Source organism: Polaribacter sp. 11A2H, assembly GCF_011379025.1.
Lineage (GTDB): Bacteria > Bacteroidota > Bacteroidia > Flavobacteriales > Flavobacteriaceae > Polaribacter.
Window position 1 is genome coordinate 163,666 of the sequence record NZ_WTLD01000008.1, and the last position, 23,099, is coordinate 186,764.

General features: G+C 30.5%; 25 protein-coding genes. 19 read left to right on the forward strand and 6 right to left on the reverse strand.

Annotated elements, in window-relative coordinates; translation table 11 throughout:
* Window positions 1–24: 24 nt before the first annotated feature.
* The 5 genes from GQS58_RS11955 to GQS58_RS11975 form a co-directional block, all read right to left on the reverse strand.
* Entirely contained in the window at window positions 25–228 is a 204-nt protein-coding gene (locus GQS58_RS11955; RefSeq protein WP_166386161.1) for a hypothetical protein, read from the reverse strand.
* A 100-nt stretch (window positions 229–328) separates the two neighbouring features.
* On the reverse strand, window positions 329–1,642 hold the full coding sequence (gene sufD / locus GQS58_RS11960) for a Fe-S cluster assembly protein SufD (protein ID WP_166386163.1): 1,314 nt from the start codon (window positions 1,640–1,642) through the stop codon (window positions 329–331).
* Between the two features lie 137 nt (window positions 1,643–1,779).
* Complete coding sequence (sufC, locus tag GQS58_RS11965) at window positions 1,780–2,526, reverse strand: Fe-S cluster assembly ATPase SufC (RefSeq protein ID WP_166386165.1); 747 nt, start codon at window positions 2,524–2,526, stop codon at window positions 1,780–1,782.
* Between the two features lie 79 nt (window positions 2,527–2,605).
* A complete protein-coding gene (gene sufB / locus GQS58_RS11970; RefSeq protein WP_166386167.1) occupies window positions 2,606–4,054 on the reverse strand; it encodes a Fe-S cluster assembly protein SufB in 1,449 nt (482 codons plus the stop codon).
* Window positions 4,055–4,069: 15 nt separating this feature from the next.
* Window positions 4,070–4,399, reverse strand: a complete 330-nt coding sequence (locus GQS58_RS11975) for a HesB/IscA family protein (RefSeq protein ID WP_166386169.1) — start codon at window positions 4,397–4,399, stop codon at window positions 4,070–4,072.
* 311 nt (window positions 4,400–4,710) lie between these two features.
* On the opposite strand from GQS58_RS11975, the gene dinB reads away from it, so the two are divergent.
* The 17 genes from dinB (at window position 4,711) to GQS58_RS12060 (ending at window position 20,812) form a co-directional block, all read left to right on the forward strand.
* The gene (gene dinB / locus GQS58_RS11980) at window positions 4,711–5,793 is read left to right on the forward strand and encodes a DNA polymerase IV (RefSeq protein WP_166386171.1); all 1,083 of its coding nucleotides are present in this window, start codon (window positions 4,711–4,713) and stop codon (window positions 5,791–5,793) included.
* 341 nt (window positions 5,794–6,134) lie between these two features.
* Entirely contained in the window at window positions 6,135–6,587 is a 453-nt protein-coding gene (locus GQS58_RS11985) for a GNAT family N-acetyltransferase (protein WP_166386173.1), read from the forward strand.
* Between the two features lie 16 nt (window positions 6,588–6,603).
* On the forward strand, window positions 6,604–7,767 hold the full coding sequence (locus tag GQS58_RS11990) for an NAD(P)/FAD-dependent oxidoreductase (protein ID WP_166386175.1): 1,164 nt from the start codon (window positions 6,604–6,606) through the stop codon (window positions 7,765–7,767).
* Window positions 7,767–8,477 carry a methyltransferase domain-containing protein gene (locus GQS58_RS11995; protein WP_166386177.1) on the forward strand — a complete coding sequence of 237 codons (711 nt, stop codon included), beginning with the start codon at window positions 7,767–7,769 and terminating at the stop codon, window positions 8,475–8,477. The genes GQS58_RS11990 and GQS58_RS11995 overlap by 1 nt, the downstream gene beginning before the upstream one ends.
* Before the next feature lie 92 nt (window positions 8,478–8,569).
* Window positions 8,570–9,622 carry a type III polyketide synthase gene (locus GQS58_RS12000; RefSeq protein ID WP_166386179.1) on the forward strand — a complete coding sequence of 351 codons (1,053 nt, stop codon included), beginning with the start codon at window positions 8,570–8,572 and terminating at the stop codon, window positions 9,620–9,622.
* Between the two features lie 17 nt (window positions 9,623–9,639).
* A complete protein-coding gene (locus tag GQS58_RS12005) occupies window positions 9,640–10,254 on the forward strand; it encodes a transposase (protein WP_240914605.1) in 615 nt (204 codons plus the stop codon).
* 53 nt (window positions 10,255–10,307) lie between these two features.
* Window positions 10,308–10,748 carry a 3-hydroxyacyl-ACP dehydratase FabZ family protein gene (locus tag GQS58_RS12010; protein WP_166386181.1) on the forward strand — a complete coding sequence of 147 codons (441 nt, stop codon included), beginning with the start codon at window positions 10,308–10,310 and terminating at the stop codon, window positions 10,746–10,748.
* A gap of 54 nt (window positions 10,749–10,802) precedes the next feature.
* Window positions 10,803–12,077, forward strand: a complete 1,275-nt coding sequence (locus GQS58_RS12015; protein WP_166386183.1) for a beta-ketoacyl-[acyl-carrier-protein] synthase family protein — start codon at window positions 10,803–10,805, stop codon at window positions 12,075–12,077.
* Window positions 12,078–12,146: 69 nt separating this feature from the next.
* Window positions 12,147–12,398 carry an acyl carrier protein gene (locus GQS58_RS12020; protein ID WP_166386185.1) on the forward strand — a complete coding sequence of 84 codons (252 nt, stop codon included), beginning with the start codon at window positions 12,147–12,149 and terminating at the stop codon, window positions 12,396–12,398.
* A complete protein-coding gene (locus GQS58_RS12025; protein ID WP_166386187.1) occupies window positions 12,391–12,957 on the forward strand; it encodes a 4'-phosphopantetheinyl transferase superfamily protein in 567 nt (188 codons plus the stop codon). The genes GQS58_RS12020 and GQS58_RS12025 overlap by 8 nt, the downstream gene beginning before the upstream one ends.
* 9 nt (window positions 12,958–12,966) lie before the next feature.
* Window positions 12,967–13,425, forward strand: a complete 459-nt coding sequence (locus tag GQS58_RS12030; RefSeq protein ID WP_166386189.1) for a 3-oxoacyl-ACP synthase — start codon at window positions 12,967–12,969, stop codon at window positions 13,423–13,425.
* 36 nt (window positions 13,426–13,461) lie between these two features.
* Window positions 13,462–14,334 (forward strand): helix-turn-helix domain-containing protein, encoded by an 873-nt coding sequence (locus GQS58_RS12035; protein WP_166386191.1) that lies wholly within the window; start codon window positions 13,462–13,464, stop codon window positions 14,332–14,334.
* 423 nt (window positions 14,335–14,757) lie between these two features.
* Window positions 14,758–15,375, forward strand: a complete 618-nt coding sequence (locus tag GQS58_RS12040; RefSeq protein WP_166386193.1) for a DUF6973 domain-containing protein — start codon at window positions 14,758–14,760, stop codon at window positions 15,373–15,375.
* Window positions 15,376–15,581: 206 nt separating this feature from the next.
* Window positions 15,582–17,198: an aspartate:alanine exchanger family transporter gene (locus GQS58_RS12045; protein ID WP_166386195.1), complete on the forward strand. Its 1,617-nt coding sequence runs from the start codon at window positions 15,582–15,584 to the stop codon at window positions 17,196–17,198.
* 162 nt (window positions 17,199–17,360) lie between these two features.
* On the forward strand, window positions 17,361–18,038 hold the full coding sequence (locus GQS58_RS12050; protein WP_166386197.1) for a succinate dehydrogenase cytochrome b subunit: 678 nt from the start codon (window positions 17,361–17,363) through the stop codon (window positions 18,036–18,038).
* A gap of 10 nt (window positions 18,039–18,048) precedes the next feature.
* Window positions 18,049–20,061 (forward strand): fumarate reductase/succinate dehydrogenase flavoprotein subunit, encoded by a 2,013-nt coding sequence (locus GQS58_RS12055; protein WP_166386199.1) that lies wholly within the window; start codon window positions 18,049–18,051, stop codon window positions 20,059–20,061.
* A gap of 10 nt (window positions 20,062–20,071) precedes the next feature.
* Window positions 20,072–20,812, forward strand: coding sequence for a succinate dehydrogenase/fumarate reductase iron-sulfur subunit (locus tag GQS58_RS12060; RefSeq protein ID WP_166386201.1), 741 nt, complete (start codon window positions 20,072–20,074; stop codon window positions 20,810–20,812).
* A 117-nt stretch (window positions 20,813–20,929) separates the two neighbouring features.
* On the opposite strand, the gene GQS58_RS12065 is transcribed toward GQS58_RS12060, so the two are convergent.
* A complete protein-coding gene (locus GQS58_RS12065; RefSeq protein ID WP_240914606.1) occupies window positions 20,930–21,220 on the reverse strand; it encodes a helix-turn-helix domain-containing protein in 291 nt (96 codons plus the stop codon).
* An 811-nt stretch (window positions 21,221–22,031) separates the two neighbouring features.
* Here GQS58_RS12065 and GQS58_RS12070 point away from each other — a divergent pair.
* On the forward strand, window positions 22,032–22,235 hold the full coding sequence (locus GQS58_RS12070; RefSeq protein ID WP_166386203.1) for a hypothetical protein: 204 nt from the start codon (window positions 22,032–22,034) through the stop codon (window positions 22,233–22,235).
* Window positions 22,236–22,317: 82 nt separating this feature from the next.
* The gene (locus GQS58_RS12075; protein ID WP_166386205.1) at window positions 22,318–23,040 is read left to right on the forward strand and encodes a GLPGLI family protein; all 723 of its coding nucleotides are present in this window, start codon (window positions 22,318–22,320) and stop codon (window positions 23,038–23,040) included.
* Window positions 23,041–23,099: the final 59 nt, after the last annotated feature.

Genomic DNA, 23,099 nt, shown 5'->3' on the forward strand with positions numbered 1-23,099 from the left:
TAAAATAATTTACTGGTTGTTTTATTAACTTTTACCTTTTATTAAACTAAGTGCTACAGCAGCAATTCCTAAAGCAATAGTAATATATGAATTGGTGTTGTCTTGAGATTTTATTAAATCTAAATCACCAATAGAAACTTCTGTTTCTGGTTGAATCATAGTGTAAGTTCCGTAAACAAGTAGTGCAACTCCGGCTATTAATAATACTGTTTTAATTGTTTTGTTCATGATTTTCTGTTTTATTATAAAGTTACGAAAAATATATAAATATAAAAAACCACGCAAATTGCGTGGTTTTTTATATTTATATAATAATTGATTTTGAGATCTACAAATCGAAACCAATATTTACGTTTAATTTGTTTGCAATTATCTTAGTAATACGTTGTTTTACCTCTGGTATTTTAACGCTTTCTAAAACGGTGTTTGCAAAAGCAAACATTAACAATGCTTTCCCTTCTTTTTTAGGAATACCACGTTGTTGCATGTAAAATAATGCTTCATCATCTAATTGACCAACAGTACAACCATGAGAACATTTTACATCATCAGCAAAAATTTCTAGTTGAGGTTTTGCATTAATCGTTGCTTTACCACTTAATAAAACATTATTGTTTTGTTGGTATGCGTTTGTTTTTTGAGCTTCTTTATTTACAATTACTTTACCATTAAAAACGGCTGTAGAGCGCTCGTCATAAATTCCTTTATAATCTTGATGAGATTCGCAATTAGGCTCTATGTGATGCACTAAAGTATGGTGATCTATATGTTGCTTCCCTTCGCTAATTGTAATCCCTTTTAAGATAGAATCTATGTATTCTCCTTTTTGATAAAAGTTTAAATTGTTTCTGGTGATATTTCCTCCAAAAGAAAAAGTATGTACAGAAACAACGCTATTAGATTTTTGTTCTACAAAAGAATTATCTACTAACGATGCATTTAAATCATCATTCTGAATCTTATAATAATCTACAAATGCTCTTTTATCAGCAAAAATTTCTGTAACCGAATTGGTTAAAACAGGATTGCTTGTTAAACTTTGATGACGTTCTATTATTTGAACATGAGAATTCTCTCCAACAACAATTAAATTTCTAGGTTGTAGCATTGTAGCAGCTTCTGTACCTGTAGTGAAATTGATAATTTGAATCGGTTTTTTTACTTCGGTATTTCTAGGAATATGAATGTATGCTCCTTCTGTTGCAAATGCAGTATTTAAAGATGTTAAATTATCTTTTTCTGCAATTTTATTAAAGTAGTTTTCTATTACTGGCTTATATTTATCTTTAGCTAAAGCTGCAGACATTAAGCAAACATCTATAGCATCGTGTGTGGTTTCTGATAAAAAAGAGCTGTATTTTCCATTGATAAAAACAATTTTATAAGTGTCTATATCATGTATAAAATACTGTTTTACATCAGCCATTTCTATATTACAGTCTTTCTTAGGAAAAATGCTATAATCGTGTTTTAAGACAGCGTTTAAAGAAGTGTACCTCCAAGCTTCTAATTTCTTAGTAGGAAACCCTAATGTTTCAAAGTTTTTAAATGCTTTAGAACGGATTTCGTGTATGTCAGAATTGGTGTCTACATCATTTTCAAATGCAAGGTATGATGATAATAGTTTGTCTTTTAATTCCATTGTTTCAGTCTTCAGTACTCAGTTTACAATAGTTTTATGAATTTTCATTAAACTATTGTAAACTGACTATTTTTTATTCTTAACTTAATTTTATACACAGTTGCTGGATGCAAACTGCTACTGATTTTACTGTGAACTTATACAAGTTCTTTAATCCAATCGTATCCTTTTTCCTCTAGTTCTAAAGCTAAAGAAGCATCTCCACTTTTTACGATTTTCCCATCATGTAAAACGTGTACAAAATCTGGTACGATATAATCTAATAAACGTTGGTAATGCGTAATTACAATTACTGCATTGTCTTTAGATTTTAATTTATTTACCCCGTTTGCAACAATACGCAAAGCATCAATATCTAAACCAGAATCAGTTTCATCAAGAATGGCTAATTTTGGTTCTAACATTGCCATTTGAAAAATCTCATTACGTTTCTTTTCTCCTCCAGAAAAACCTTCGTTTAAAGAACGAGATAAAAATTTACGGTCTATTTCTAATAATTCAGATTTTTCTCTGATCATTTTTAACATGTCTTTTGCAGGCATGTCTTCTAAACCTTTTGCTTTACGAGTTTCGTTAATTGCAGTTTTAATAAAATTGGTTACAGAAACTCCAGGAATTTCTACAGGATATTGAAAAGATAAAAACACACCATTATGTGCTCTTTCTTCTGGTGCTAATTCGCTAATGTCTTCTCCATTTAACTCAATTGTACCAGCAGTAACTTCATAATCATCTTTACCGGCAATAATATTAGCCAAAGTACTTTTACCAGCACCATTAGGTCCCATTATTGCATGTACTTCACCTGCTTTTACTTCTAAACTCAATCCTTTTAAAATTGATTTATCATCAATACTCGCTTGTAAATTTTCTATTTTTAACATTCTTTTTATGCTATTGGCTTTTAGCTTTTGGCTAGAAGCATTATTTTTAATAATTGTATATTTTATGGTTGGTTATAAATTATCCAACACTTCCTTCTAAACTAATCTCCAATAATTTTTGAGCTTCTACAGCAAATTCCATTGGCAATTTATTTAAAACCTCTTTACTAAATCCGTTTACAATTAAAGCAATTGCTTTTTCTGTATCAATACCACGTTGGTTACAGTAAAATAATTGTTCTTCACCAATTTTACTTGTAGTTGCTTCGTGTTCTACTTGAGCTGTTTTATTCTTAACTTCTATATAAGGAAACGTGTGTGCACCACATGCATTACCCATCAATAAAGAATCACATTGAGAGAAATTACGTGCGTTTTCTGCTCTTGCATGTATCTGTACCAAACCTCTATAGGAGTTTTGTGAGTTACCTGCTGAGATTCCTTTAGAAATAATGGTAGACTTAGTATTTTTACCTAAGTGAATCATTTTTGTACCTGTATCTGCTTGTTGAAAATTATTAGTAACTGCAATTGAGTAAAACTCACCTACAGAATTATTTCCTTTTAAAATACAAGAAGGATATTTCCAAGTTACAGCAGAACCAGTTTCTACTTGTGTCCAAGAAATTTTAGCATTGGTTTCACACAATCCTCTTTTGGTTACAAAATTGTAAACGCCACCTTTTCCTTCTTTATTACCAGGATACCAGTTTTGTACAGTAGAATATTTAATTTCAGCATCATCCATTGCAATTAATTCTACAACAGCTGCATGTAATTGATTTTCATCTCTACTTGGCGCAGTACATCCTTCTAAGTAAGATACATAACTCCCTGCATCTGCAACTACTAGAGTTCTTTCAAACTGTCCTGTTCCACCTTCATTAATTCTAAAATAGGTAGAAAGTTCCATCGGACAACGAACACCTTTTGGAATGTAACAGAAAGATCCATCAGAAAAAACAGCCGAATTTAATGCTGCATAAAAGTTGTCTGTAGTTGGTACAACGGTTCCTAAATATTTTCTTACCAATTCTGGATGTTCTTGAATTGCTTCAGAAATAGGCATAAAGATAATACCTTTTTCACCTAATGTTTTCTTAAAAGTAGTAGCAACAGAAACAGAATCCATTACAATATCTACCGCTACATTAGCTAATTTTTTTTGTTCGTCTAAAGAAATTCCTAAACGTTTAAAAGTGTCCAATAATTCTGGATCTACTTCATCTAAACTATTTAATTTAGGTTTCTTTTTTGGTGCAGAATAGTAAGCAATGTCTTGAAAACTTGGTTTCGCATAATGCACATTAGCCCATTCTGGTTCTTCCATTTTTTCCCAAACCCTATAAGCCTCTAAACGCCATTCGGTCATCCATTCTGGCTCATTTTTCTTTTTAGAAATTGCGCGAACAACATCTTCACTTAATCCTACAGGAAATGTGTCACTTTCTATATCTGTGTAAAAACCGTATTTATATTCTTGAGTTTTTAATTCTTCTTCTAGCTGTTCCTCTGTGTACTTTGACATCTTTTTCTTAAATTTTTAAAGTGAGAATGATTCTCCACAACCACAAGTTCTATTTGCGTTTGGGTTGTTAAAAACAAATCCTTTTCCGTTTAAACCTCCAGAGTATTCTAAGGTGGTTCCAACTAAATATAAAAAGCTTTTTTTATCAACAATGATTTTTACATCATTCTCCATAAACACCTTATCGTTTTCTTCTTTTTTGTTATCGAAAGTTAAATCGTAAGATAAACCTGAACAACCACCACTTTTTACACCAACGCGTACAAAATCGGTTGCTGCATTAAAGCCATCGTCAGTCATTAATTCTATGACTTTCTTCTTTGCTGTGTCTGAAACTTTTATCATAATTTTAAATAGATTAAATCTAAATTGTGGACAAATATACAATATAAGTCGAAGAAAAATAACAAACTTTCATTAACAAACCCAATTATGCAATTGGTTTTATTGATTGTTCTTTTAAGTAACCGTTTTACAGACCATGATATTATTTTAGATTAATAATATACTATTGCAGATTCTAAGAAAATATAAATACTCGTTTATATAAATTAATGTACTAACATTTTTTATTGTTGATAAAACTCTCTGAAATGAATTATGAATATAATAACAAAATATTGATAAATTTATAACTCATTTTGTACTTTCGATACATGGAATTGCAACCACCTTTTAGAAAAATAATTCATGTAGATATGGATGCCTTTTACGCATCTGTAGCAGAATTAGACAACCCAGAATTAAGGGGAAAAGCGATTGCTGTTGGTGGCGAAGGTAGAAGAGGCGTTATTTCTGCAGCCAGTTACGAAGCTCGTAAATTTGGTGTAAAATCTGCCATGAGTGGCGCTTTAGCCAGACAAAAATGTCCGCATTTAATCTTTGTAAATAGTAATTTTGCTCGCTATAAAGAAATATCAGCTCAAGTTAGAGAAATATTTTATGAGTATACAGACTTGGTAGAGCCACTTTCTTTAGATGAAGCGTATTTAGATGTTACAGAAAATAAGAAAGGAAATCCGTCTGCAAACACCATTGCAAGAGAAATTAGAGAGCGTATTTTTGAAGTAACTGGTTTACGGGCTTCCGCCGGAATTTCTATAAATAAGTTTATAGCAAAAGTAGCATCTGATATTAATAAACCTAACGGACAAAAAACAGTGCATCCAGATGAGGTTATTCAGTTTTTAGAAGAATTACCTGTCAATAAATTCTACGGAGTTGGTAAGGTTACCGCTGCAAAAATGTATAATTTGGGTATTTTTGTTGGGAACGATTTAAAGAAAAAATCGTTAGAAGAGCTGGTTAAATCTTTCGGAAAATCTGGTACTCATTATTATAATATTGTTCGCGGAATTCATAATAGCGCCGTAAAACCCAATAGAATTAGAAAGTCTGTTGCAGCAGAAAGAACTTTTAGTGAAAATATTTCTTCGGAAATTTTTATGATAGAAAAGTTAGAGAAAATTGCCGATGAGTTAGAAAGGCGCATGACTAAAACCGATACAAAGGGAAAAACGATTACCTTAAAAATTAAGTATTCAGATTTTACACAACATACTAGGAGTAAAACCAAAGAATATTTTATGCAGACCAAAAACGAATTTTTTCCTGTTGTAAAAGAGTTGTTGTTTCAAGATAAAATTACCAATTCGGTACGTTTATTAGGCTTGTCTTTTGGTAATTTAAATACCGAGTATAAAGAACCCGTTTGGGTACAGTTAAAGTTTGAGTTCTGACGCTAAGCGTCTTTTTGTATTTTACAAAATTATGGTAAACATTGTGCGGCAGCATTACTGAGTAATCTGTTAACTTAAATTATGAAGAGTTTAATGTCTGTAGGCTTGCCTAAAAATGAAAAGAATTAATAATATTTTCAATTGTTATTTCGACGGTAGGAGAAATTTCATAACCAGGAAAATACAAAACAGCGTAACTTTATGTGATTTCTCTCAAAAGGTCGAAATGACAAACTGAAAGAAAAACCATAAATCATATCAAAGAAAGGAATAAATTGTATGTTATTATTTAAGATTGATTGTTTTTATCAGGTCTTAGAATTATACAAATAATATTAAAAATGAAAATAGAAATTATCAGAACAAATTCTGAAGACAAAGATTTTATCAGTTTGGTAAAACAGTTAGATGCTTATTTAAAAATGATGGATGGGGCAGCACATGCTTTTTACAATCAGTTTAATAATATTGATGTTTTAAAGAATGTGGTGGTTGTTTTTGTTGATAAAAAAGCAGTTGGCTGCGGAGCAATAAAAAAGTTTGATGCTATATCTGTAGAGTTAAAAAGAATGTTTGTTTCTCTGGATGCTAGAGGAAAAGGAGTTGCTCAAAAAGTAGTGCAAGAATTAGAAACCTGGGCAAAGGAATTGGGGTATAAAAAATGTGTGTTAGAAACTGGTGAAAGACAAGTTGAAGCCGTAAAATTTTACACCAAATGCAATTATAAAAAGATTCTAAATTACGGACAGTACAAAGGAATGGAAAACAGTATTTGTTTTGAAAAAGCATTGTAAAAGTCAATAGATTAAAATGAAAAAACCTATAAACACAGATAGTTATAATAATAGCAATTTAGTTGCAGATGTAATTATTATTGGTGGAGGTTTAGCAGGTTTATGCAATGCAATTCATTTATCAAAATTTAATAAAAAGGTTTTATTAATTGAGAAAAATGAATACCCTAAACACAAAGTTTGTGGTGAATATATATCGAATGAAGTATTGCCTTATTTAGACTTTTTAGAGATTAATCCGTTTGATTTTGGCGCTGTTAAAATTAAAAACTTTCAATTATCAACTACTAAGAACAACCTTATTTCTGCAAAGTTACCTTTGGGTGGATTCGGAATTTCACGGTATCAATTAGATCTTATTTTATCAGAAAAAGCGATAAAAAACGGAGTTACAATTTTAAAAGATTCCGTAATAAATGTTGCTTTTAAAAATGATGTGTTTTTGGTTGAAACCAAAGAGAATAACACGTTCACTTCAAAAATTACGATTGGAGCTTTTGGAAAACGTTCTTTGTTAGATGTAAAAATGGAACGTGAGTTTATCCAAAAAAAATCACCTTATTTAGGAGTTAAAATTCATGTAAAAGGAAACTTTAGAGAAGATTTAGTAGCGCTTCATAATTTTAAAGGTGGTTATTGTGGTGTTTCTAAAGTAGAAAATAATGCGATTAATTTGTGTTATATCACCAATTACGCTTCCTTTAAAAAATATAAAAACATTAATGATTTTCAGGAACAAGTTGTTTTTAAAAATCAATTTTTAAAAGAAATTTTTAATAATTCTGAAGCTATTTTTGAGAAACCGTTAACGATTAGTCAGGTTTCTTTTGAAACCAAAAAACCAGTAGAAAACCATATTTTAATGTGCGGAGATTCTGCAGGAATGATTCATCCGTTATGCGGAAACGGAATGAGTATGGCAATTCAGTCTGCACAAATTGCCTCTAAATTGATTCTAAATTACTTGAATAGTGAAAAAGTGTCTAGAAACGAGCTCGAAAAGCAATATATTAGACAGTGGAATAAAAAGTTTAGTTTGCGTTTAAAAGCAGGTCATTTTATAGCAATGTTGTTTCGAAAAGATAGAATTGCAGCTATTTTGTTGCAAATTTTAAAGAAACTACCTTTTTTATTACCAATTATAATTAAGCAAACACATGGTAAACCAATGAAAATTTAATGGATTTTTTTATCAGCACAAAAAATAGAACAGACAAAGAAGAATTAATGGACGATTTTTCTATTGGCGGAGATTTGCTGCGAGACACTTTAGATAAGTTAGAAAATATAAATCGGTATTTAGGCGGAAATTTAGTAACTTTAAATTCACTGAAAAAAGTATTAAAAAATCACCCAAAAGAACAAGAGCTAACTATTGTAGATATTGGTTGTGGTCATGGAGATATTTTACGAGATGTGGCAAAATTTGGAAGAAACAAAGGCTATAAAATGACGTTGTTAGGTATTGATGCAAACCCCACAGCAATAGAATACGCCAATGAATTGTCAACAGCGTTTCCAGAACTGAGTTTTAAAACGGAAGATATTTTTTCTGATACATTTAAAAACAGACAATTCGATGTAGTATTGGCCACCTTATTTTTACATCATTTTAAAGAAGAACAATTGGTTTCTTTTTTAGGAAACACTTTAAAACAAACAAAAATAGCAATTGTAGTAAACGATTTACATCGACATAAATTGGCATATTACCTTTTTATGCTGTTGTCACTTTTTATCAAAAATAAAATGATTATTGAAGACGGATTAACGTCCGTTTTAAGAGGATTCAAAAGAAAAGATTTAGAAAGAATCTCTCAAAAATTAAATGTAAAAGCACAAATTTCTTGGAAATGGGCATTTCGTTTTCAATGGATATTGAAACGTTAAAAAGTTTTAGGTTTTACTTTAAACCATAAAAATCTAGTGAAATTCAAGTCGAAATAAATTAGTGAGAATTCGTGAAATCAGTGTCTAAAAATATGAAAGTTAAAATAACATCGGTTGCAAAACAACTACCAAAATATCACAGAGAAACAAAAGATATTATTCCGTTTGTAAAATTATGGATGCAAGAGCAAGATACCCGTTTTCAAAGAAAAGTGATTAAACTTTTTGAAGGCGCAGGTGTAGACAAGCGCTATTCTATAATGGATCCTGAAGAAGTTTTTGTGGCAACTTCTTTTGAAGAAAAAAATGATATTTACGCAAGAGAAGTTGTAAAACTTGCAGAACAATCTTTAAAAAAATCATTAGAAAAAGCGAGTTTAAAACCTACAGATATCGATTATATAATTACGGTAAGTTGCACCGGAATTATGATTCCGTCTATGGATGCTTATTTGATTAATTCCTTGCAAATGAAACAAGATATTGTGCGTTTGCCCGTTACAGAAATGGGTTGTGCAGCAGGAGTTTCGGGTATTATTTATGCAAAGAATTTTTTAAAGGCGAATCCTAATAAAAGAGCTGCCGTAATTGCTGTGGAAGCACCAACAGCAACGTTTCAGTTAGAAGATTATTCGATGACAAATATTGTAAGTGCTGCTATTTTTGGTGATGGAGCTTCTGCAGTTATTTTATCTTCTTATGAAGATGATAAAGGGCCAGCAATTATTGATGAAGCGATGTATCATTTTTACGATGCCACTTCTATGATGGGCTTTAAATTGGTAAATACAGGTTTGCAAATGATATTGGATAAGGAAGTTCCTCAGAAGATTTCAGATCATTTTCCGGCAATTGTACATCCGTTTTTAGAACGAAATAATTTGACGATTGATGATGTAGACCACTTAATTTTTCATCCTGGAGGAAAGAAAATTGTACAAACGGTAGAAGATTTATTTGGTGTTTTAGGTAAAAATATAGACGACACAAAAGAAGTTTTACGTTTGTACGGCAATATGTCTAGCGCAACTGTTTTGTATGTTTTAGAACGATTTATGGATCGAAATCTGCCAAAAGGAGAAAGAGGGCTTATGTTAAGTTTTGGTCCTGGGTTTTCTGCACAACGAATATTGTTGGAGTGGTAATTGAATGATGATAAGTAATGACTAGACCTCACAGGTTTTTAAAACCTGTGAGGTCTGATAAAGAAAACAATATGAAATATGAAGTTTTAGTAGAAGATTCTTTTTACCATATTTATAACTGTGGAAACAATAAAGAAAATATTTTTATTGAAGAGCAGAATTATGCTTATTTTCTTCTATTAGTAAAAAAACACCTTTCTAAAACTTTAGAGATTTTGACTTATTGTTTATTGAAAAATCACTTTCACTTATTAATAAAGACAAAAGAAGAGGTTGCTTCAAAAGAAATATCTCAATCATTTTCAAATTTATTTAATGCGTATTCAAAAAGTATCAATAAAAAATATGGAAGAAGTGGAAGTTTATTTAAAGATCGTTTTTCAAGAATAAAATTAGATAATGAAGAGTATTTAAGAAAGTTGATTTTATACATTCATTTAAACCCAACACACCATCAGTTTGTAGATGATTTTAGAACGTATAAACATTCTTCTTACAATTCTATTTTATCAGATAAAATAACAAGTTTATTAAGAGACTCTGTTATCAATCTTTTTGAAGACAAACAAAATTTTATCGAGGCTCATAAAATTAAAGAAGTAACTATTTTAGAATCTTTAACTTTAGAGTAATAAAGAAGACCTCACAGGTTTTTAAAACCTGTGAGGTCTGTTAAATTAAATAAATGAACCCAATAGAAATCATTAAAAACCTTCCGTATACAAATCCTTTTTTGTTTGTTGATGAACTCACAGAAATTTCAGAAAATGGAATTACCGGAAATTACACTTTCAACGAAAAAGCCTTTTTTTATGAAGGTCATTTTAAAGGAAATCCGATTACGCCAGGTGTTATTTTAACAGAAACAATGGCACAAATTGGTGTTGTTTGTTTGGGTATTTATTTATTAAAAGACGAAATTTCATCCGAAGAAAAAAAACCACAAATTGCGTTAACTTCTAATAATATTGATTTTTATTTACCTGTTTTACCAAATGAAAAAGTAACGGTAATTTCAGAAAAAGAATATTTTAGATTCAATAAGTTAAAATGTAAAGTAAAAATGATGAATGAGAAAAATGAACTGGTTTGTAGAGGAACTATTTCTGGAATGATAAAAGGTTAATTTTACAGACCTCACAGATTTTTAAAACCTGTGAGGTCTAAAATCGATAAACAAATGAAAAATAGAGTCGTAATTACTGGTTTAGGAGTGGTGTCGCCAAATGGCGTTGGTTTGCCTGCGTTTACAAATGCCATAAAATCAGGAACTTCAGGAATTACTTTTCATCAAAATTTAAAAGACAAAGGATTTTCTTGCTGTATTGGTGGAATTCCGGAAGTTTCTGAAGAAAAAAAAGCTGCATATTTATCGCCTTTACAATTAAGAGGTTTCAATAGTACAAGTATTTTATACGGTTGTATGGCAGGAATTGATGCTTGGAAAGACGCTGGTTTTTCGGTGGATGAAAATTCTAAATTAGACTATGATTCTGGTTTAATTTTTGGAACAGGAACCTCTGGTATTGAAAAATTTAGAGAAGCAATTTATAAAATTGACGATCAAAATGTAAGACGTTTGGGTAGTACTTCTGTGGTGCAAACCATGGCAAGCGGAATTTCGGCTTATTTAGGCGGAATTCTAGGTTTAGGAAACCAAGTAACCACAAATTCGTCTGCTTGTACAACGGGTACAGAAGCCTTGTTAATGGGGTTTGAACGTATTAAAAACGGAAAGGCAAAAAGAATGTTAGTTGGCAGTTCTAGCGACAGTAGTTTGTATACTTGGGGCGGATTTGATGCAATGCGTGTAATGTCTTATAAGCACAATGAAAGTCCAGAAAAAGGATCGAGACCTATGAGTGAAACGGCGTCTGGTTTTGTTCCTGGAAGTGGCGCAGGTGCCTTGGTTTTAGAATCGTTAGAAAGCGCTTTAGAAAGAAAAGCAACCATTTATGCAGAGGTTTTAGGTGGGAATATAAATTCTGGCGGACAAAGAAATGGCGGAACTTTAACTGCGCCAAATGCAGAAGCGGTTCAGAAATGTATAACAGATGCAATTTTAGATGCTGCTATTTCTGTAGATGAAATTGATGTAATAAACGGCCATTTAACAGCCACTTCTAAAGACAGTTTAGAGATAGAAAATTGGACCAAAGCATTGCAAAGAAAAGGAACTGATTTTCCTTACATTAACTCTTTAAAATCTATGGTTGGCCATTGTTTGGCTGCTTCTGGTGCTATTGAGTCTGTAGCTTCCGTTTTGCAAATTAAAGAACAGTTTGTGTTTCCGAATATTAATTGCGAAGATGTGCATTCAGAAATTTCTGAATTAATTTCTACAGATAAAATTCCGACAAAAATGGTGGAGAAAAACATTACTATTTTAGCAAAAGCAAGTTTTGGTTTTGGTGATGTTAATGCATGTGTTATCTTTAAAAAGTATAAATTATAACTAATTGTAAGTTATAGAAAGACCTCACAGGTTTTAAAAACCTGTGAGGTCTAAAACAATAAATAAAATATGACGAAAGAAGAAATTATATCGAAATTAACAACAATTGTAAAACCATATATTCAAAACGAAGAAGGTTTTAAAAACTTATCTGAAGAAACAGATTTTATAAATGATTTAGAAATAAATTCTGCAAATTTGGTAGATATTATTTTAGATGTAGAAGATGAGTTTAAAATAGAAATAGACAACGATTCTATGGAGAAAATGCTTTCTGTAAAAGCAACTATTGCTGTAATTCAATCTAAAATGGATGCATAATATTGGCAATGATATTGTAGATTTAAACCTTGCTAAAACCCAAAGTAATTGGCAACGAAAAGGGTTTTTAGAAAAACAATTCACCCAAAAAGAACAAGAAGAAATTCGTGATGCAGAGAATCCATTTTTAAAAGTTTGGCAATTTTGGTCTATGAAAGAAGCGGCTTATAAATGTTATACTCAAAAAATAGAAAAACGCTTTTTTGCACCTCAAAAATTTGAATGTAGTTTAATTTCTAAAACAGAAGGCTTTGTGCTTTTTAAAGATCATAAATATGGTACAAGTACAAGTTTTAATCCATTTTATATCCATACAATTGCCAAAGAAGAGAATAATGAAGTTGTTATTTTTTCAAAGATTGGTTCATCAAAAAAAACACATATCGATCTAAAAATACAATTGGCCATAGAAACAGGTGTTTTATCCGAGGAAATCATAAAAATAAAAACAACTGTTGGTGCTCCTTTGTTTTATCACAAGAAAAAATTATTAACCAAATCTTGCTCAATTTCGCATCATGGAAATTATGGTGCCTTTGTGTTTTCTTTAGAGAAATAAAAATAATATATGTCGGAATTAAAAGTTAAAGAAGCACTTTATAAGCAGTGTGAAGCTTTTGTAAATAAGCGCTTAGATACGGTTACAGAAATTATTACTTCAAATCAAAAAGCATTACAATCAGAAACTAAAAGTTCTGCTGGCGATAAGCATGAAACTGGTAGAGCCATGTTGCAGTTAGAAATGGAAAAAGCCAGTCAGCAACTTGAAGGAATTACACAAATGAAAGAGATTTTAGCTAAAATTGATGTTTCTAAAACGTCTAATATTGCACATCTAGGCACGGTGATTGAAACAAATATTACTAACTATTTTTTATCTATTTCTGCAGGTCAACTTACAGTTGATAATGTAGTGTATTTTGCTATTTCTGTTTCGTCTCCAATCGGTAAGTTGTTGTTAGGTAAAAAGATGGAAGATGCAATTGTTTTTAATGGAAATACAATAATTATAAAAGGACTAAAATAATAATCTGTATTTTAGAGGTTTAAATACCTTAAATAGATGTCAATTACCCTACACAGAACCCATAATTACTTAAAACTCCAGCAATCAAATTTTGATATTGTCAATTTTCAAGACTTAGATAAGTTTGAAAGTGAAGAAATTCTTACAAAAAATCATAAAGTAGATTTTTATGCATTAATTTTTATAACAGAAGGAAAAGGTAAACACTCAATTGATTTTTCTGATTATGAATATGATAAAGGGACTATTTTGGCTATTAGAAAAGATCAAATGCATCGGTTTTATTTAAATAAGGCAACAAAAGGTTTTCTATTATGTTTTAAAGAAGAGTTTTTAAATAGTTATTTAAATGAAATTGAGGTTGCAAATGCTATTCAGATGTTTAATGAGTTATTAGTTTCTCCAAAAACACAATTAAAAGACTTCGATTTTGAGAGTATTTTTAAATTAATAAAAGGAATAGAAAAAGAGGTTTTAGTTGTAAATGATATTTATTCTTTTAAACTGATAAGGAGTTTATTACATATTTTAATTACTTTAATTTATAGAATAAAATCGACTGGGTATAACACTTTACAACAGAGTAGATATTTAAAAGAGTTTATTATTTTTCAAAATTTATTAGAAGAAGATTATTACAAAACTAAAAAAGTGTATGATTATGCAGATAAGTTAGGGTATTCTGCAAAAAAGCTTAATATGGTTGTAAAATTTATTGCAAACAAATCTGCTAAAGAGTTTATAGATGATACTGTTATAATTAAAGTGAAAAGATTGCTGATACATTATGATCTTTCTATAAAAGAGATTGCTTTTAAAACGGGTTTTAATGAGCCTACCAATTTGTATAAATATTTTAAAAAACACACTAATTCTACACCAGAAGAATTTAGAAAAAAGTATGCATAATCTTTATTTTAAAATTTGAATTTTATTTAAATAGTACTAATTTTCTATAATGTAAAGGTTGTTTTTTCTTAGAAAAGCATGTTCAGAGTAGTTGAATTCTTCTTTGTTTTCCCGTTTTTACAGTTTTTAGGAGTATTATTATCTAAAAATACTTTTTAATTAAGTTTAGTTTTGCTGTAAATAATTAAGAAGTCCCCCAATTTCTCAATTTTTTTAGAAAGTGATTCCTGTTTTTTAAAAAGATATATTTAAATCATTTTAATTTTTATAATTAAGATGGTTTTTTTTTGTACTAAATTTTAAAAATTGATGAACATTAAATATTACTACTATAAAAGCAAGACCCATAAAGGGATTTTCTATTGAAAGTTTTTTTTCGATTAAAAGGAGTATTTTTGTTTTTTACAAATCATTATTTTCAAAATGAAAAGGATACTATTTCTTTTAACGATACTCTTTGCTATACATTCATTTGGACAATCTAATTTTAAAAGATTTTTTAAACTCTCTCCTCCAATTAAAAAATGGGTATTTTTTCATCCTTTTAAGGCAAAAAAATCTTTAGAGATTTCTAAAGAAACTACTAGAGTAGCAGATTCTATTTCAAAAACAGATGTATTAGATAAAGACGGTGCAGGTGGGCAAGTAGATGCTTTTAGGCATGCCTATTGGATGGCAAGGTTAGCTCAGGAAATAGGTGAGAACTCTGCTCGTTCTTTAGGAGAGGCACATGAAAAAGAAAATTATTTAACGTACAAAAAACAAAAATTAGAAGATGGTGTTGTTCCAGATGAAATTTCAACTGAAATGGATTTATACAATAATGAAGAAGGATTAAAGCTAATTGCAAAAGGTAGTATTGTGTCTAAAAATGGTTTGATTTATAGAATTATAAACGCCATTGAGAAAGGTAAAATGAAAATCATTAAAAAAGATAAAGAAGGGAATTTTTTAAGGTGTAATGGAGAAGTAATTAACACAGAGGAACTTAAAGGGAAGTGGGGAAATGATAAATGCTTAATTTCTTCGGATAATAAATAAACGGATCCTTTTAAGTAATAAAATATACTACAACGTATTCGTCCAATAGGCATAGTAGTTAGGGGAGGGATAAGTAAATTACACTAGTAATAGCAGGGCTTCTAGTGATAAATATCATAAAAATTTAATAAAGTAAAGAGCTATTTTTGCTTACTTAAATGAAAGTCAGTTTTTTATAAAAACACAATAAAATTAATATTAAAATTATGGAATTTTTTTTAGAATTACTCACTAAAGATTACTTTGTGTTATTTCTAGTTATTGGTTTAGGGATCGCCTTAGGAAACATTCGTATAAAAGGAATTAGTTTTGATACTTCTGCAGTTATTTTTGTTGCTATCTTTTTTGGATATCTCTACAATTTAAATGGCATTACCTTTAACATTCCTCCAATTATACAAAGTGTAGGTTTGGTCTTATTTATTTATACCATTGGTATGCAAGCAGGACCTTCTTTTTTTAGTTCTTTTAAAGAACAAGGAGCTAAATTAATTCTTTTGGCAGGAATTACGGTTATAACAGGTGGAATTACGGCCGTGTCTATTTCTTATATTTATGATGTAGATATGAATATGATGAGTGGTTTGTTAACAGGTGCGCTAACGTCTACACCTGGTTTGGCGGCTTCTATAGAGGCTTCTCAATCTCCTTTAGCATCTATTGGTTATGGTATTGCATATCCATTTGGAGTTTTAGGTGTTATTTTATTTGTAAAATTAGGACCTACATTATTTAGAGTAAACATCAAGAAAGAAGAAAAAGATTTTGAAGAAAAATCGAAATCTAACACACCAATGGTGATTAATAAAAACTTAATTATCTCTAATGAAAACGTAAACGGAAAAACAATTAATGAGTTAAGAATACGGTTTATGACCAAGGCTAATATTTCACGTATTATGAAGCCTAATCAGCTACCTACTTCTCCTACAAAAGATACTATTTTAGAAACAGGAGATATTATAAAAGCAGTAGGTACCGTTAATGCATTGCAAAGAATTGAAGTTTTATTAGGTAAAGTTACCGATATTAAAATTCCTAGAAGTGGCACCTATGAAGTAAAATGGTATGTGGTAAGTAATGATACTGTGGTAAATAAAACAATTGAAGAATTAAATCTTCTAGAAAATTATTCTGCTACTATTACACGTATTAGAAGAGCTAGTATAGATTTGGCTCCTCATCCTTCAACTCAAATTAAATATGGAGATAAAATTTTAGTTTCTTGTTCTAAAGGAAATGTTTCTGTAGTTACAGAACTTTTTGGAGATAGTTTAAAAAGAATAGGCGAAACTAGTTTTTTACCCGTTGCATTTGGTATTGTTATCGGTATTCTTGTAGGGGCAATTGCTATTCCGTTAGGAGGTATCGGTTTAAAATTAGGTCTTACTGGAGGTGTACTTTTATCTTCTATCTTTTTAAGTTGGAAAGGAAAATTTGCTACCGTAATTTGGAATTTATCAGGTCCTGCAAACCAAATATTGCGTCAGTTTGGACTTTTATTATTTCTAACTCCAGTTGGTTTAAAAGCAGGACAAAGTTTAATTTCTGCAATTGAAAAACATGGTTTTATTTTATTTTTATACGGCGCTCTAATTACCTTAATTCCTATGATTACAGTGGTTCTTGTGGGTCGATTTATTTTAAAAATTAACTTTTTGTCTATTTTAGGAGCTTTAACAGGAGGTATGACATCTACACCCGGGTTAAGTGCTACCGATTCTATGACAGAGTCTGATGCTCCGCAAATTGCTTATGCAGCAGTGTATCCTTTTTCATTGGTGCTTATAATTATTGTAGCAGAAGTAATGGCTTTGTTGTAGCGTGTTAAATTTAAGTACAAAATTAAAAAGGGTAATTAAAACAAAATCATCATATTAAAACGATTCTAAATAACCAAAAAACAACCTTTATTATTTCAGTAGAGCGTATCTAAATGGTACATTTGTAAAACAACAATTATAACTTAATTATACATTTATACAATGAGCGGATTTTTCAAATCTTCAGTTGGAAGAAAGGTAGCCATGGCGCTTTCTGCATTCTTTTTAATGTTCTTCCTATTACAGCATTTTGCAATCAATCTTTTATCAGTTTTTAGCCCAGATACTTTTAACGAAGTTTCACATTTTATGGGAACAAACCCTTTAATACAATTTGCTTTGCAGCCGGTATTAATTTTTGGTGTGGTTTTTCATTTTGTAATGGGATTTATCTTAGAATTAAAAAACAAAAAGGCAAACGGAGTTGGGTATGCAAAAAACAATGGTGCAGCTAATTCATCTTGGATGAGTAGAAACATGATTTGGAGTGGTGCTGCTATTTTAGCATTTATCATTTTACATTTTATCGATTTTTGGTTTCCAGAAATTAACACAAAATTTATTCAAGGAGACTGGTCTGGTACCATACCAGGAGTAGAAGGGTATCGTTACCACGAAGAATTGTTGCATAAATTTGTAAACCCTGTTAGAGTTGCTGCTTATGTTGTTGCTTTTGTTTTCTTAGGATTGCATTTGGCACACGGATTTACATCAGCATTTCAGTCTATGGGTTCTACATCCGGACGTAAAAAAACATTACAAACAATAGGTAAAGCATATTCAATTATAATTCCTTTAGGATTTATTTTTATTGCAATTTATCATTACTTAAACCATTAATCTATACAATATGGCTTTAGATTCAAAAGTACCTCAAGGTCCAATTAAAGATAAATGGACAGATTATAAAAATAAAATTGACTTGGTAAACCCTGCAAACAAACGTAATATAGACGTTATTGTTGTAGGTACAGGATTAGCTGGTGGTTCTGCCGCAGCAACATTAGCAGAGTTAGGCTATAATGTAAAAGCATTTGCTTACCAAGATTCTCCAAGAAGAGCGCATTCAATTGCTGCACAAGGAGGTATCAACGCTGCAAAAAATTATCAAGGAGACGGAGATTCTACTTACAGATTATTTTACGATACTGTAAAAGGTGGAGATTACCGTTCTAGAGAAGCAAACGTATATCGTTTAGCAGAGGTTTCTGCAAATATCATTGATCAATGTGTGGCACAAGGAGTTCCTTTTGCACGTGATTATGGTGGTTTGTTAGACAATCGTTCTTTTGGTGGAGTTTTAGTTTCTAGAACTTTTTATGCAAAAGGACAAACAGGTCAACAATTATTATTAGGAGCTTATTCTGCAATGAATAGACAAATTGCTCGTGGTAAAATTGAGATGTTTAACAGACATGAAATGTTAGACGTTGTTATTGTTAATGGAAAAGCAAGAGGAATTATTGCTAGAAATTTAATTACAGGAGAAATTGAGCGTCATTCTGCACATGCTGTTGTAATTGGTTCTGGAGGGTACGGTAACGTATATTTCTTATCTACAAATGCAATGGGTTCTAACGCTACTGCAGCTTGGAAAATTCATAAAAAAGGAGCATATTTTGCAAATCCTTGTTATACACAGATTCACCCAACATGTATTCCGCGTTCTGGAGATTATCAGTCTAAATTAACATTGATGTCTGAATCTTTACGTAATGATGGACGTATTTGGGTTCCTAAAAACATGGAAGATGTTTTAGCGATTAGAGAGGGAAAGAAAACGCCTAAAGATTTAACAGAAGACCAAAGAGATTACTATTTAGAAAGACGTTACCCTGCATTTGGTAACTTAGTACCGCGTGATGTTGCATCTAGAGCAGCAAAAGAACGTTGTGATGCTGGTTATGGAGTAAATGCAACTGGAGAAGCTGTTTATTTAGATTTTGCTTCTGCTTTTACACGTTATGGAGAAGAGCAAGCTAAGATTCATAATATAAAAGATGCATCACCTGCAAAAATAAAAGAATTAGGACAAGAAATTGTTAGAGAAAAATACGGAAACTTATTTCAGATGTATGAGAAAATCATAGATCAGAATCCATATGAAACTCCAATGATGATTTATCCAGCGGTACACTATACAATGGGTGGTGTTTGGGTAGATTATAACTTAATGACAACGATTCCTGGATGTTACTGTATCGGTGAAGCAAATTTCTCTGATCACGGAGCAAACAGATTAGGAGCATCAGCATTAATGCAAGGTTTAGCAGATGGTTATTTCGTTTTACCTTATACAATTGGAGATTATTTATCTGATGACATTAGAACTGGAAAAATTTCAACTGAAACTCCAGAATTTGATGAAGCAGAAAAAGAAGTTACCGAAAGAATCAATCATTTTATTGAAAATAAAGGAACAAAATCTGTAGATTATTTCCATAAGAAATTAGGGAAAGTAATGTGGGATAAGGCAGGAATGTCTAGAAACGCAAAAGGTTTAACAGAGGCAATGGCCGAAATTAAAGCGATTCGTGAAGAATTTTGGAAAGAAGTTTCTGTTCCTGGAACTGCAAATGAAATGAATCCAGAATTAGAAAAAGCAGGTAGAGTTGCAGATTTCTTAGAATTAGGAGAATTGTTTGCAAAAGATGCTTTAATGAGAGCAGAATCTTGTGGAGGACACTTTAGAGAGGAATCGGCAGAATTAGACGGACCTCAAAAAGGAGAAGCAAAACGTAACGATGTAGATTTCGCTTTTGCAGCTGCTTGGGAATATAAGGGAGAACCTGCAGATGCAGTTTTACACAAAGAAGAATTAGAGTTTAACGATATTGAATTGAAACAACGTTCATACAAATAAGAAAGACAAAATGAATTTAACACTTAAAATTTGGAGACAAAAAGACGCTGGTTCAAAGGGTCAAATGGTAGACTATAAAGTGAATGATATTTCAGAGCACATGTCTTTTTTAGAAATGATGGATGTTTTGAATGAACAATTAGTAAACGGTGGCGAAGAGCCAGTTGCTTTTGATCATGACTGTAGAGAAGGTATTTGCGGTGCTTGTTCTTTATATATTAACGGAGAAGCTCATGGACCAGATAGAGGTATTACTACCTGTCAGTTACACATGCGTATGTTTAAAGATGGCGATACTATTACAATAGAGCCATTTAGAGCAGCAGCATTTCCTGTAATAAAAGATTTAGTAGTAGACAGAATGGCTTTTGAGCGTATTCAGCAGTCTGGTGGTTACATTTCTGTAAACACTTCTGGTAATACACAAGATGCAAACTCACTACCAATTTCTAAACACGCAGCAGATGACGCTATGGATGCAGCAACTTGTATTGGTTGTGGTGCTTGTGTGGCAACGTGTAAAAACTCTTCTGCAATGTTATTTGTAGGCGCAAAAGTATCTCAGTATGCTTTATTGCCACAAGGACAAGTAGAGGCGGCAGATCGTGTAAAAAACATGATTGCACAAATGGATTTAGAAGGTTTTGGAAACTGTACAAATACAGGAGCTTGTGAAGTAGAATGCCCGAAAGGAATTTCTTTAGACAATATAGCTCGTATGAATAGAGAGTTGATGAAAGCTAATTTATAATTTGTCATTGCTAGTTTTTACAAGGCAATCTTAAAGTAAATTTATAAATATAAAAACCCCGAAGCTAATTATTAGTTTCGGGGTTTTGTTTTATAATAAAAACAGATATTTTACCTTTTAAAAAAGTGATTTAACCTCTATATCTAAACATTCTGCAATTGCAAATAGCCTTAAAAGATCTAGTTTAGAGTCTCCTTTTTCTATTTTAAAATATCCACTTGTGGTCATGTTTAATTGAATTGCCAAATCTGTTTGTGAGAGTCCTAATTCTTGTCTTCTCGTAACAATTTTCTGTAGAACATTGATTGCTTTATCTTTAGGGTTTTCAATAGTAATTTTTCTTAGCATTTTCTTTTTTCTTTTTCTTACATCAAATATAATGCTAAAAAAGGTTTTTTTTATTTCCATTTTAGACTAACTGTTTTCAGTGAGGCGTTCTCACTGAAAACAGTTAGTCCAAAAAGAGGAAAGGATTTCTTGTTAACTATGAGAATCTTTCCGACTTTTGTACTCTGGGAAAATTGCTATGAAAAGAAATTTATTTCCACAAAAAATATAAACTAGTTATAGTCTATATAGACTTCTAAAGTCTTTAGAAGATACAAACTCCTTAGAGATTAATCTAAGGAGTTTTTTATTGAATAAATTTCAACTGTAAAAAAATATCGTTTTTTTAATTTTTTATACTCACTGAAAACAGTTAGTCCAAAAAGAGGAAAGAATTTCTTGGTGTTATAAAATTTATTTCCCAATTTTAACAAAAGAAATTGCTATGAAAAAGAAAATTTCTTCCCCTAAATAAAACAGTGTTAACACAAATAGTTTTACACCAAGTATTTTTTTAAATGATACAGTTTTGTCATTCCGAAATGAGCCTTTTTTTTTGGTATTTAGACTACGCTCAAATTAAACTTATGAGAAATTTTATTTATAACAAGTGCTATCTAAGAAAAAATATAATCTAATTAAAACTAAAAATATCCGCTTGCGGATTTAAGAAATATAAAAATGAAACGAGTATCATTTCGAATGAGGAACGAAGAGGAATCTGAAAAGTAAACCTTTTTCTACAAGTTTTTAGAGAGTTTTAAACTTGTTAACTCATATAAAGCTCTAAATATTTTTAAATCAATTAACCTAAATAATATTTAGGTAACAAAACTTTATATTATGAAAAAAGTTATATTAAGTTTTTATACTATCATTAGGAATGAGTTTTATGAATGCAACATCTACTAATGATGAAACTTTACCAACAACAAAAGAAGTTATTAAAGTAGTGGAGGAGTTTGGAAAAGCTAGTGATTGTAATTGGGGTGCAAGGCAGTTAGCATTAGAAATCTCAGAAGATCAATCAGACAGAGGTGTAGGAGGTGAATTAATGGAGAATTACAATAAATTTTATGCAATTTGTATGAAATAAAAATGAATAGTTTAATATCTAGGAATTTAAAAGTTTCTAGATTTTTTTTAATAATATATTTCTTAACAAAAAAGCTAAAAGGATGAAAAACAAGTTTACAATAGTATTGTTATTTTTTACATCTTCAATTATTTGGGGGCAATCTAATTTTTCTGGAATCGTATATTACGAATCAACAATAAGTGAAAAAATTCTAAAAGAATATTTAAAAAAGAAGAAAGATTCAATAAAAAATAAAGAACTTATAAAAACGTTAGATAAAGTTTATTTTCAGGCAAAACCAATCAATTCAAAAATTACATTTAAAAATGGTAGTGGTATTTATGAGGTAGATGATAATATGAATATAGATGATAATGATGTAGGTTTATCAATAGCTAAAATAAATGCTGGAGGCACTAATAAATACTATTACAATGATAAAGATAAAAAATACTTAATAAAAAATTGTGAATCCTTAGGTGATTGCTTTATATATCCTAATGAATTTTTAGAATGGAAATTAACACAAGAAACTAAAACCATTAATGGATACAAAGTTTTAAAGGCTACTAGAGCTAATGAAAAAGTAATTGCTTGGTATACTCCAGAAATACCTGTTAGTTTTGGTCCAAAAGGAGAATATGGTTTACCTGGTTTAATTCTTGAATTAGAAATAAGTAGATCTATTTTTAGAGTCAAGAAAATTATATTAAACCCAAAAGATGAGGTACATGTAATTGAGCCAAAAGGAGGAGAATTTGTAACTCTAGAAGAATTTAAAAAAATTATTGGTAAAGCCAAAAAGAGTGTTTTTGGTAATTAAATGTATAAAATTACAAGAATAAAAATAAAAAACTTCATAAAAAAGAACCTCCTATTTAT